12 protein-coding genes are annotated in these 12057 nt (G+C 67.7%); 11 read left to right on the top strand and 1 reads right to left on the bottom strand.

Annotated features, from left to right (window positions below):
- From ACIQ51_RS13090 to ACIQ51_RS13045, 10 genes are all read left to right on the top strand, one after another.
- Nucleotides 1–269: helix-turn-helix domain-containing protein (locus ACIQ51_RS13090; RefSeq protein WP_396205502.1), on the top strand; the 269-nt coding region annotated here is incomplete at its 5' end.
- A 71-nt stretch (nt 270–340) separates the two neighbouring features.
- Nucleotides 341–1285, top strand: coding sequence for a chlorophyll synthase ChlG (gene chlG, locus ACIQ51_RS13085; protein ID WP_396205501.1), 945 nt, complete (start codon nt 341–343; stop codon nt 1283–1285).
- A 17-nt stretch (nt 1286–1302) separates the two neighbouring features.
- Nucleotides 1303–2640: a BCD family MFS transporter gene (locus ACIQ51_RS13080; protein ID WP_396205500.1), complete on the top strand. Its 1338-nt coding sequence runs from the start codon at nt 1303–1305 to the stop codon at nt 2638–2640.
- A 20-nt stretch (nt 2641–2660) separates the two neighbouring features.
- Nucleotides 2661–3917 carry a geranylgeranyl diphosphate reductase gene (locus tag ACIQ51_RS13075; RefSeq protein WP_396205499.1) on the top strand — a complete coding sequence of 419 codons (1257 nt, stop codon included), beginning with the start codon at nt 2661–2663 and terminating at the stop codon, nt 3915–3917.
- Nucleotides 3918–3942: 25 nt separating this feature from the next.
- Entirely contained in the window at nt 3943–5388 is a 1446-nt protein-coding gene (gene hemA, locus ACIQ51_RS13070) for a glutamyl-tRNA reductase (RefSeq protein ID WP_396205498.1), read from the top strand.
- 116 nt (nt 5389–5504) lie between these two features.
- A complete protein-coding gene (gene hemE / locus ACIQ51_RS13065) occupies nt 5505–6596 on the top strand; it encodes a uroporphyrinogen decarboxylase (RefSeq protein ID WP_396205497.1) in 1092 nt (363 codons plus the stop codon).
- Complete coding sequence (hemF, locus tag ACIQ51_RS13060; RefSeq protein WP_396205496.1) at nt 6593–7600, top strand: oxygen-dependent coproporphyrinogen oxidase; 1008 nt, start codon at nt 6593–6595, stop codon at nt 7598–7600. Before hemE ends, hemF begins: the two co-directional genes overlap by 4 nt.
- 3 nt (nt 7601–7603) lie before the next feature.
- Entirely contained in the window at nt 7604–9076 is a 1473-nt protein-coding gene (gene hemG, locus ACIQ51_RS13055) for a protoporphyrinogen oxidase (protein WP_396205495.1), read from the top strand.
- A 109-nt stretch (nt 9077–9185) separates the two neighbouring features.
- The gene (gene bshB1 / locus ACIQ51_RS13050) at nt 9186–9905 is read left to right on the top strand and encodes a bacillithiol biosynthesis deacetylase BshB1 (RefSeq protein ID WP_396205494.1); all 720 of its coding nucleotides are present in this window, start codon (nt 9186–9188) and stop codon (nt 9903–9905) included.
- 11 nt (nt 9906–9916) lie between these two features.
- Nucleotides 9917–10558, top strand: a complete 642-nt coding sequence (locus ACIQ51_RS13045) for a cyclase family protein (protein WP_396205493.1) — start codon at nt 9917–9919, stop codon at nt 10556–10558.
- Here the strand turns inward: ACIQ51_RS13045 and ACIQ51_RS13040 are convergent.
- A complete protein-coding gene (locus tag ACIQ51_RS13040) occupies nt 10555–11631 on the bottom strand; it encodes a hypothetical protein (protein ID WP_396205491.1) in 1077 nt (358 codons plus the stop codon). The two genes, ACIQ51_RS13045 and ACIQ51_RS13040, sit on opposite strands and share 4 nt — an antisense overlap.
- Nucleotides 11632–11774: 143 nt before the next feature.
- Between ACIQ51_RS13040 and ACIQ51_RS13035 the strand changes: the two genes are divergently transcribed.
- Nucleotides 11775–12057: aminotransferase class V-fold PLP-dependent enzyme (locus tag ACIQ51_RS13035; RefSeq protein ID WP_396205490.1), on the top strand; the 283-nt coding region annotated here is incomplete at its 3' end.

Here is a 12057-nt window from a genome sequence, read left to right as displayed (position 1 = left end):
CGAGCGGGCCCCAAGGCGCGCGCGACCTCACGCGGGCCGTCGAAGAGCTGACCTCGCTGGTCGGTCGCGTGTCGCTCCGCGACCTGGTGCGTGACACCATCGACTTGGTGGAACGCCACTTCATAGAAGCCGCGCTGGAGCTGACCAACGACAACCGGACCTCGGCGGCCGAGGTGCTGGGGGTGAGCCGGCAAAGCTTGTATGTCAAGCTCCGGAGACACCGGCTGGTCACGCCGAGCACGGATCGCGACGAAGACGTCACCATCTAGCCAGAAAACAGCCTCCGGAAACGTTGGCGGGCTCTGTCGCACTGCGTTGCTGTCAACTAAACTAGACAGATATGGGCGTCAGCTACACCGAACACACGGTACCGGCGCGTTTGGACCCCAAAGCGGTCCTGACGTTGCTGAAACCCGTCACCTGGTTTCCGCCGATGTGGGCGTTCACCTGCGGAGCCATCTCCGCGGGTGTTCCGCTTTCGTCGGAGCGTCTCTGGACGCTGGCGCTGGGAATCGGACTGACGGGGCCGTTGGTATGTGCCTCGAGCCAGGCGGTGAACGACTGGTTCGACCGCCACGTGGACGCCATCAACGAACCGAACCGCCCCATCCCCTCCGGCCGCATCCCCGGACAGTGGGGGCTGGCGATCGCGATCGTCTGGAGCGCCCTCTGCATCGTCTGGGCGCTCCCGCTTGGGCGGTTTGGCCTCGGTGCGGTCGCCGTCGCGCTCGCGTTTTCGTGGGCCTACAGTGCGCCGCCCTTTCGCTTCAAGCGCAATGGATGGCTGGGGAATACGGCCGTCGGGTTCACATATGAAGGCTTGGCGTGGGTGACCGGGGCCGGCATCATGCTTGGCAACAGTGTGCCACCCACCCCGCTGCTGCTGCTGGCCGTGCTGTACAGCATCGGTGCCCACGGCATCATGACGCTGAACGACTTCAAGGCCATTGAAGGCGACCGAACGATGGGGATCCATTCGCTCCCCGTCATGCTCGGGCCCACGGGCGCGGGCTGGGTCGCCTCCATGGTCATGCTGGTGTCGCAATTTGCGGTGATCGGGCTTTTGTTGTCCTGGGGACGTCCGGGTTATGCCGCCGCGATTGGTGTGCTGACGGCCCTGCAGGCTGGGCTCATGTGGTGGTTTGTGCAGAAGCCGGTGGAACGGGCGCTGTACCTGAGCGCGTTCGGCGTGCCGTTTTATGTGAGCGGCATGATGGTCTCGGCCTTTGCCGTTCGCACGGTGCCGATCATCACCGCCGTTGCGACGGAAGCGGTGCGCTCATGACCGGTGCCGTTGCGCCCATGACTGGTGCTGCCGAGTTGGGGCTGAGTTGGTGGCAACTCACCCGCCTGGGATTTGTGCAGGCAGCCATTGGTGCCGTGGTGGTACTGCTCACGACGACCATCAATCGCGTGATCGTGGTGGAGCTCGGGCTGCCGGCGATGATTCCCGGCATTCTCGTGGCGCTGCACTTCGGTGTGCAGCTCATTCTCCGTCCACGCCTGGGGCACGACAGCGACGGCCACGGTCGTCGCACGCCGTGGATCCTCGGCGGTCTCTTCGTGTGTGCGCTTGGTGGCGTCGGGGTAGCGGCGAGCATTCCCGTCATGGCCAGCAATGTGATGCTGGGCGTGGCCCTGGCCTCGCTGGCGAGCGTGGTCCTCGGTGCCGGGGTAAGCGCCTCGGGCACGCCGTTGCTGGCGCTCATGAGTGAGCGCGCCAAGCCCTCGCAGCGCGCCGGGGCCGCCGCCATCACGTGGATCCTGATGATCGTGGGCATCATCATTACGGCAGCCACGTCGGGAGCGCTTCTCGATCCGTTCTCGTATACGCGGCTGATCGCGATCGCCGGCGGCATCGGCGGCGCCGGGCTGGTGGTAGGGGGGCTGGCCACGTGGGGCGTGGAGAAGGGGCCGCGTCCGTTCATGCCACCGGTCGACCGCGCTGAGGGCACGGGCTCGTTTCTCGCCACCTTTCGCACGGTGTGGCGTGAGCCGGCCGCGCGGCTGTTCTCCGGTTTCATTTTCCTCGCGATGTTCGCGTACAGTGCGCAGGACCTGATCCTGGAGCCGTTCGCCGGCATCGCATTCGGCATGACGCCGGGCGAGAGCACGAAGCTGTCGGGGGCCCATCATGGCGGTGTGCTGCTGGGAATGATCCTCGCGGCCCTGATCGCCACGCGCAGCGGCCAGTTGCGCCACTGGGCGGCGGCCGGGTGCATGGCCTCGGCCCTCACCTACGTCGGACTGGTGCTGTCACCGGGGTTGGCCAATGTGACGCTGTTCACGGCGATCGTGGTGCTCCTTGGCCTGTCCAACGGGGTGTTTGCGATCGGCGCGATCGGCTCGATGATGGCGCTGACAGGCGACAAGACGGACGGTCGCGCGGGGCTTCGCCTCGGGGTGTTTGGCGCCGCGCAGGCATTGGCCTACGCCGTGGGCACCATGAGCGGAGCGGCGGGCGTGGACGTGGCGCGCGCGGTGCTCGATTCACCGCTGCGCGGGTATCTCGCGGTGTTCGGCGTGCAGGCGGTGTTGTTCGGCGCGTCGGCCTGGCTGGCGATGCGTAGCGCATCCAGCGAGCGGGCCACGACGGTGTTCCGGCAGCGGGGCGAGATGCTGCAGGCGGTGATCCAGTGAGCCCGCATGAGGAGGGTCGCATGAGCGAGCACCGGGCACGACACGACGAGTCGCTGACCGCGCTGGGGCGCGGCGCGGCGTACGAAGACGGCGAACTGTTCGACGTGGTGGTCGTTGGGGGCGGTCCGGCCGGCGCGACGGCCGCGCATGAGTTGGCGTGTGCCGGCCGCAAGGTCCTGCTCCTCGACCGCGCGTGGCGCACCAAGCCATGCGGTGGCGCGGTCCCGCCGCAGTTGCTGCGCGACTTCAGCATCCCGCAGTCGCTGCTGGTGGCACGGGTGAACACGGCCCGCGTGATCAGCCCCACCGCCAAAAAGGTGGATATTCCGGTCGGCGATGGGTTCGTGGGCATGGTGGACCGCGACGTGTTCGACGAATGGCTGCGCCACCGCGCCGCGGTGGCGGGCGCCGAGCGCCGCACGGGGGCGTTCACGCACTTCTCGCGCGACCACGACGGGACGGCCGTGATCAGCTACACGGAGGGGCGTTCGCGCAGCGGCGCCGAGCGCACCGTGCGCGCCCGCTATGTGATCGGCGCCGACGGTGCCCTGTCGCCGGTGGCCAAGCAGTGCATTCCCGGGTCGCACAAGGCCAAGCATGTCTTCGCGTACCACGAGGTGGTGAAGTCCCCCACCCGCGACAGCGAGGTGTTCGGCCATGACCGCGTCGACGTGTACTACAATGCGCCGCTCTCCCCTGACTTCTACGCGTGGGTCTTCCCGCATGGGCCGACCACCTCGATCGGGACCGGCACCTTCCAGAAGGGCTTCGGCCTCAAGGAAGCGGTGGCCAAGCTGCGCATCGACACCGGCATGGACACGCTCGAAACGATCCGTCGCGAGGGCGCGCCCATTCCCATCAAGCCGCTCCCCCGCTGGGACAACGGTCGCGACGTAGTGGTCGCTGGCGATGCGGCCGGAGTGGTAGCGCCGGCGTCCGGAGAAGGCATCTTCTACGCCATGACGGGCGGTCGCCTGGCGGCCGACGCGGTGGAAGCAGCGTTGCAGTCTGGTAAGGCATCAGCACTCAAGCAGGCCCGCAGCCGTTTCATGCGGCTGCATGGCCCCGTGTTCTTCGTGCTCGATGTGATGCAGAGCTTCTGGTATTCCACGGACAATCGCCGTGAGCGTTTCGTGGCGATCTGCCGTGATCGTGATGTGCAGCAGCTGACGTTCGACGGGTACATGCGCAAGCAGTTGGTGGTGGCCAAGCCGTTCTCGCACGTACGCATTTTCTTCAAGAACCTGGCGCATTTGGCCGGGCTCGCGCCCGCCTGATTCACGACTCCGCATCCCCTCCCCGATGCTGATTTCGATCGCCATCGATTTTCGCCATGCCGATGTGGCCACGCGAGAACGCTTCCATCTCTCCGAGGAGCGTCTCACGCAGCTGTATCGCACGGCGCGCACGGACGTCATCACCGAATCCGCCCTCATCTCCACCTGCAATCGCACGGAGCTGTACGCGTGGGTGGACAGCGATGATCCGGCCGTGATCGACCGAGCGGTGCAGACGCTGGCGCGGCGCTGGATGCGCACGCGCTCCGAGGGGAACCAGCTGCTCACCACGGCCACGCGGCGCCTGGGCGTCGAGGCGGCGGAGCACGTGGTCCGCATCGCATCGGGGCTCGAGTCGCAGGTGCTGGGCGACAACCAGATTCTCGGCCAGCTGAAGGCGGCGTACAAGCGCGCCTCACGTGGACAGGCGGCAGGACCGGTGCTGCACCGCCTTTTCGAGACGGCGCTACGCGCGGGCAAGCGGGTGCAGACGGAGACCTCACTCACCGCCGGACGGAACTCGGTGGGCGCGGAAGCGGCCATCACGGCGGCCCAGCGATTCGGCAATCTCGAGAACGCCCGCTGCGTCGTGATCGGGGCCGGCAAGACCGGCGCGCGGTCCGCCAAGCAGCTGCACAAGCTCGGGGCCCGCGACATCGTGGTGGTGAACCGCACGTTGGAGAACGCGCAGAATCTTGCCGGTATGGTGGCCGGACGCGCAGCGCCATGGGACGCGCTGCACGTGGAAGCCGCCATGGCCGATGTGGTGATCGTGGCCACGGGCAGCGAGGTGCCCGTACTGGAGGCACCGGCGTTGCAGCGTGCCCGTGAGTCGTGCGCGTCGACCGGCTATGCGCTGCTCATGATGGACCTCAGCGTACCGCGCAACATCGATCCGGCGGTGACCGAGCAGCCAGGTACCACACTCATCGATCTCGACACGCTGCACCAGCCGTTGCTGTCGGCCGAGGTGATGCGCAAGGATGCGGTGCCGCACGCGCACACGATCTGCGAGGAGGAAACGCAGGCATTCATGGACTGGCTGGCGACCATGCCGGCACGTGACGCCATCAAGCCGCTGCGCGAAGCCCTCGAGGGTGTGGCCCGCCGCGAAGTCGCGTTCCATGCCAAGGATGCCGATGTGGCCGAGAAGGCCGCGTCGCGCATTGTCGCGAAGCTGCTGGCCGGCCCCATGGCGGCGCTGCGGCGTACGCTGCAGCGCGGGGAGCCGCTCGACCAGCACGCCATGATGCTACTGGAAATGTTCGCCCCCGCCGGTGGGGCCGGTGCATCGCAAACCCGTACGACCGGCTCGCATCGGGCCGTATCCGCCAGCGAGATCCCGGCCGCCGCCGCACGGCCGCCGGCGCCGCCGTCAGCACCCGTCGCAACGTCGCCCGCCGCCCCCACGGCCACCGTCCCGCCGGCCACACCGGCGGTGCCGCTGATGACGACCCAGCAGTTCACCTGATCGTGCTCCAACCGGCGACGCGTCCTCCCCACCGGTGACGCGTTGCCGTTCTTTTGCAGATGTTTCCGGAAGGCTGTCATCACCCGGGCGTCACCCCGCCCGCACTCCCCCTGCGTATGAACGACCTGCTATTGCGCGCACTGCGCCGTGAAGCCGTTGACCGTCCCCCCGTCTGGATGATGCGGCAAGCCGGACGCTATCTCTCGGAGTACCGGGCGGTGCGCGCCAAGTCCGACTTCCTCACGATGTGCCGCACCCCGGAACTCGCCACCGAGGTCACCCTGCAGCCGATCGATCTCGTCGGCGTGGACGCGGCGATCATCTTCAGCGACATCCTCGTGATTCCCGAGGCGATGGGGATGCACCTCACCCTCGACGAAGGGGTGGGGCCGCAGTTCCCGACACCGATCCGCAGCCAGCACGATCTCGATCGGCTCAATCCGGTCGTACCGGAAGACCAACTCGGCTACATGCTCTCGGCGCTGCGCATGACCAAGCGCGCGCTCAATGGCCGCGTGCCGCTGATCGGCTTCGCCGGCGCGCCGTGGACCCTCGCGGCCTACATGATCGAGGGCAAGGGCACGAAGCAGTTCGCGGTGGCGAAGAAGATGCTGTTCGAGAATCCGTCGCTCGCGCACGCCCTGCTCGACAAGCTCGCGACCGCGGTGGGTGACTTCCTCGTGGCGCAGGTCGAGGCCGGCGCCCAGGTGGTGCAGCTGTTCGAGTCGTGGGCCGGCGCCCTCGGGCCGCAGGAGTTCCGCACCTTCGCCCTGCCCTACCTCGCGAAGGCTGCGCAGCGCGCACGTGAGGCCGGCGTGCCGGTGATTGTGTTCGCACCGGGCGGCGGCTGGGCCATGAGCGAGATCGCCGCGGCCACGCATGCCGACGCGATCGGCGTGGACTGGCACACCACACCGGCGGAAGCACGCCGGCTCACCGACCCGTTCGGCGTGGCGTTGCAGGGGAATCTCGATCCGTGCACGCTGTATGCGCCGACCGACGAGATCCGCCGCCGCACGCACGAAATGATTGCCGGGTTCGGCCCGGTCGGCCATGTGGCCAACCTCGGCCATGGCATCCTCCCCGACATGAAGCCAGACCACGCGCGCGCCTTCATCGATGCTGTCAAGGAGTGGCAGTGGACCGAGGAGCGGATCGCGGCTTTCCGGGCATCCCAGAGCCATCCTCAGCACGCGGGCATGTCATGACCGGTGCCACCATCGCCATGCCAACCGACGAGCGGCTCAGCGCGGCAACGCCTTCCAACCGGCGCGGGGAGGTCATCCGCTGGATCGCGGGGCTGCACGACGAACTCACGTCGTTCTTCGGTCGGCTGGACCGTGGCGGCACGTTCATCGAGGATCGTTGGGAACGGCCCGGCGGCGGGGGCGGCGTGGCCCGCGTGATGACCGACGGGGTGACGTTCGAAAAGGCGGGGATCAACCGCTCGGCAGTCATGGGGGTGCTCCCCGAGGCTGCGGCACGTCGCCTGGGTGGACGTGGTGCCATGCAGGGAACCACGCACTTCTTCGCCACCGGGGTAAGTCTCGTGATCCACCCACGGAGCCCCAAGGTTCCGACGGTGCATCTCAACGTGCGCTATTTCGAACTCACCGACGAGCACGGCCAGCTCACCGACTGCTGGTTTGGTGGGGGCACCGATCTCACGCCGTTCTATCCGCACGTCGAGGATGCGCAGGGCTTTCATGTGGCACTGCGCGACATGTGCGATCGGCACCACACGTCCTTCTATCCGCGCTTCAAGCAGTGGTGCGACGAGTACTTCGTGAATGTGCACCGGGACAATGAAGCGCGCGGCGTGGGCGGGGTGTTCTTTGACCATTTGCGCGCCCACGAGCCGTCGCATGGGCTCGACTTCGAGGCCACGCAGGCGTTTGTGACCGACGTGGCGCGTGTCCTGCGTCAGGCGTACGAACCCATCGTCAACCGCCGACGGCATGACGCGTTCAACGAGGCCGAGCGGGAGTTCCAGCTGGTACGACGTGGCCGGTACGTGGAGTTCAACCTCGTGCATGACCGCGGTACAACCTTCGGCCTGCAGACCAATGCCCGGGTGGAGAGCGTGCTCATGAGTCTTCCGCCGGTGGCGATGTGGCACTACGCGCCGCGGTACTCCCCCGATTCCTTCGAAGCTCGACTTCTCCGGATGCTCGAGCCACGCGACTGGGTTGCGGACGTCGCGGGAGCGTGAACCATGCGGGCGCTCGCTGACATGATCGGCAACGCACCGTCCACGGACGGCGACTCGGGCGCCACGCGATCGGTGGCCGTGGTAGGCGCCGGCATCACGGGGCTCGTGGCCGCGTACGAGTTGCGGCGTCGCGGCGTGAATGTCACGCTTTATGAGGCGAGTGGCCATACCGGCGGGGCTATCCGCACCACGCACGCGGATGGCTTTCTGGCGGAGCACGGCCCGAACTCCTTCGTCACGTCGGCGGCCGTCGATACCCTCATCCAGCAGCTCGAATTGCAGGAGGAGGTGGTTGAGGCCAGTCCCGGCGCGAACCGTCGGTACGTGATGCGTGACGGAGCGCTGCGTCCCTTTCCACTGACACCACCCGCGATGCTGGGGACGCGGCTGTTGTCGTTCAAGGCGAAGCTGCGCGTGTTGCTGGAGCCGCTCGTGCGGGCACGCCGGACGGGCGGCGACGAATCGGTGGCAAGCTTCGTGCGCCGGCGCCTGGGGCGCGAGGTGCTGGACTATGCGGTCGATCCGTTCATTTCGGGAATCTTTGCGGGCGATCCGGAAACGCTCAGCATGGCGCACGCCTTTCCTCGTGTGGCCGAGCTGGAGCGGGAGTATGGCTCACTGTCGAAGGGGCTGATGGCGCAGCGCACGCTGGCAGCGCCCGACCGCACGGTGCCCACCACGCACGAGGGCGCGATAACCGCCTCACCACCGGCGCGGGCCCGGCTGATCAGCTTCGTGAACGGCATGCAGACGCTCACTGACGCCCTCGAGGCATCGCTGGCGGGGACGCTCCGGATGGGGTGCCCCGTGCGGCTGGTACACCGCAACGACTCTCGCTGGGTGGTGGACGCGGGGCAGGACGGCGCCGCACGCGCTCGCACGGTGGATGCCGTCGTGATGGCCACCCCCGCCCATGTCCTGGCGGCGATGGAACTGCCGGCGGCCATGCGCAAACACGCCGCCCCGATCGAGAGCGTGGAGTACCCGTCGGTCAGCACCCTCACGCTCGGCTTCCACCGTGCCGATGTGGAGCATCCACTCGATGGCTTCGGCATGCTCGTGCCGGCCGTGGAGCGCCGCAACATTCTGGGGGCCCTGTTCAACTCCTCCCTCTTCCCCGGCCGCGCTCCCGAAGGGTGTGTGACGATCACCTGCTTCATGGGCGGCGCCCGGCAGTCGGAGCGCGCCCGCGAAGACACGGACCTGCTGGTGGAGCGGGCGCTCCTGGACCTGCGCCATCTGCTCGGGGTGCGCGGCGAGCCGGTATTCGCGAAGCATGTGTACTGGCCGCGTGCAATCCCGCAGTACACGGTGGGCTACCAGATCGTGAAGGACGCCGCGGACACGACCGAACACCAGAACCCGGGGCTGTACCTTGCGGGGAACTACCGCAATGGCGTGAGCGTGGGCGACTGCATCGCCAGTGGGCAGCAAGTGGCGGAGCGAGTGGCCGCGTACCTCACCAGAGCGGGTTGAGGGGCGCGGTGGGGAAACGGCGGAACGGCGGGAGCCGGTAACGGCGGGGCTCCCGCCGTAACCCGCTGCCGCAGTTGCGCTTTTCCCCGGAGTCCGCCCACGTTACGAAATGACTCTAGACCTGCTTGCCGTCGGCCCTCACCGTGACGACGTCGAACTCACCTGCGGTGGCACGCTCATCAAGGCCGTGGATAGCGGCAAGCGTGTCGGCATTCTCGATCTCACGCAGGGTGAGATGGGCACGCGCGGCTCGGCTGAGTTGCGCGCACAGGAAGCCGAGACAGCGCGGCAGCTCATGGGTGTGCACGTGCGGGAGAACCTCGGGCTCCCCGACGCGGGGATCACCAACGACAACGACACGCGTGCCGCGCTCGTACAGGTGATCCGCAAACTGCGGCCGCGCGTGGTGATCGCGCCGGCTCCTCGCGGGCGGCATCCGGACCACCGGTGCACCACCGAACTTGTGCGCGATGCGTGCTTTCTGGCGGGTCTTCGCAAGTACGCGCCGGGCGATCATGAGCCATTCCGACCGATCAAGCTGCTGCACGTGATCACGTACCGTGAGGACTATACCAAGCCCACGTTCGTGGTCAACATCACGGAGCAGTTCGAGCGGAAGCTCGAGGCCATCAAGGTGTACGGCTCGCAGTTCGACGGCACCACCCAGGCGGGGGAAGTCTACCCGAACGGCGAACCATTGTACGACATCGTGCGGCATCATGCCGCGCATTACGGCTCGCTCATCCGCACGCAGTACGGCGAACCGTTCTTCACCGACGAAACCATGGCCGTGGATGACGTCACGTCACTCGGCGTCTCCACCTTCTGATCCGCGCGCCGATGCTGCACGACATCTCCGTTCCCATGAGCGCGGCGACCCCCGAGTGGCCGGGGGATCAGCCGTTTCACTGCGGCTGGACCTGCCGGAGGGAGGATGGCGACAGCGTGAACCTCGCCGCCATCACCACCAGCTTCCACGTGGGCACGCACGCCGATGCGCCGTTGCACGTGCACAGCGCGTGGCCCGCCTCGGAGGCGCTGGAGCTCGATGCCTTCGTGGGGCCGGTGCGCGTGGTGTCGTTGCCTGGCGATTGGCCCGTAACGCAGGACCTCGACGTGATGCACGTGATCGATCTGCTCGGCGGCATTGTACCGCTGCGCGTGCTGCTGCGCACCGGGTGCACCGTGGCGACGGGGGCCTTTCCCGCCGACTGGCCGTGCCTGACGCGCGATGCGGCGGAGTGGCTGAGCAATCAGGGGCTGCGCCTGTGGGGCGTCGATGCGCCGAGTGTGGATCGCCGCGAATCGAAAACGCTCGACGTGCATCACGCGCTGCTCGGCCGCAACGCGTTCGTCCTCGAGAATCTCGACCTGCGGGATGTGGCGCCTGGCGCGTACGACCTCGTGGCCCCGCCGCTGTCGCTGCACGGCGCCGATGCGGCGCCGGTGCGGGCGTTGTTGCGGAGTGTGGTGCGGGGCTAGCCGGCGCTTTTCCCCCGCAGCGCCTCGATACGCGATTCGATCTCGGCCGACGTGAACATGTTGTCGGCGATCTTGGCGATCTCCTCGGCTTCGCGCCACGCCTGCTCGAGCAGTTGCAGCTCCCCTTCCATCGCGCGGCGTTCGGTCTCCTCGTGCAACGCCATTTCGAGGGCGAGACGGTCGCGAACGTCGAGGGTGTGGAGCGCACCGGGGAGCTTGCGGATGGGCTTGCGGCTGTTGCCACCATCCTTCCAGCTCCCCTTACCCCACACCGCGTCGCCGCTCGTCCAGCCATGCCGATTCTGTATCCTGGTCCATACCCGCAATGGATCGCCGGCACGTTCGAGGAGCTGCACCGCGTCCTGCACATTGGCCCTGGTTCCACCGAAGCGATTCACCGTCGGCAGCAGGCGTTGGGCGGCCCTGAGCGCGTCCTCACCGGCCAGCAGATGTGATCCCTGCGTGCTCTCCAGACGCAGGAAGACCGAATCGTCATTGCTGCTGCGCACGAGGGCGCTCATGCGCGCATGGCGTCGCTCGAGCCCCACGACGCGCCCATCCGGGAGTGCGATATGTCCGATCGACTTCCCCTGGCGCCCGTTGATTAGGGCATCCCAGAGGCCACTGTTGGCGTAGACACCAGCAAAGCTGCCGATGCTCACCCCGGCAGCCATGATGCCACCGACGATCGCCACGGCACTGCCCACCACCGCCGTGGTTACCAGCAACTGCCGGTTGCGGCGCCGACCGAACTGGTCGCCGTAGCGCCACGCTGCCATCTCGGGGCGCTGCGGCTCACCGATGCGAATGAGATCCACGCCTTCGCGCAAACGCGCGAGCCCCACGTTATCGGTGCTCACGCGCAGTCGTGTGGCGCGGAAGCGCGCCTCCATCGCCTCGATGGCCTCCCATCGCTCGTCGAGCGGCGAGAGGTTCCAGCGCCCGCAGCCGCGACAGATCACCCACAGCCGCCCGCGCTGCGCGTCGAACGCGAGTCGCGAGCCCACGGGAAACTGCTCAAACGCCTCGTTCTGTCCGAGTGAGGCAGTGCAATGGATGCACGTAGCGAACATACGACAAATTTAGTGGAGCGACGTCGGGGAACAGCGGGGAACGGGGCCGTGCCTGCCGGAGACTGCTCCCGCCGGTCCCCGCCCCCGGGACGCCACACATGTCCACGGTTCTCCCCCGCCCTGCCCGTCCCTAGATTTCGGGGATGACCGCCCCCGTCTATCTCGACCACGCCGCCACCACCCCGGTGCGCGACGAGGTCATGGCCGCCATGGTGCCGTTCTTCGGGCCGCGCTTCGGCAACCCCAGCAGTGTGCACCGCTGGGGGCGTGAAGCCCGGGTCGCCCTCGACGAGGCACGTGAGCGCCTCGCCGCCTGCCTCGGCGCCCACGCCGACGAGATCTGCTTCACCTCCGGCGGTACGGAGGGGGACAACTTTGCCATCCTGGGCGTGCACCGCACACTCCGCACGCAGGGACGCACCGCCG

Origin of the sequence: Gemmatimonas sp. (assembly GCF_044344655.1) — a bacterium.
Taxonomy (GTDB): Bacteria; Gemmatimonadota; Gemmatimonadetes; order Gemmatimonadales; family Gemmatimonadaceae; genus Gemmatimonas.
The sequence above is the reverse complement of the archived record's forward strand: the minus strand, read 5'-3'. Positions and strand labels throughout refer to the sequence as shown.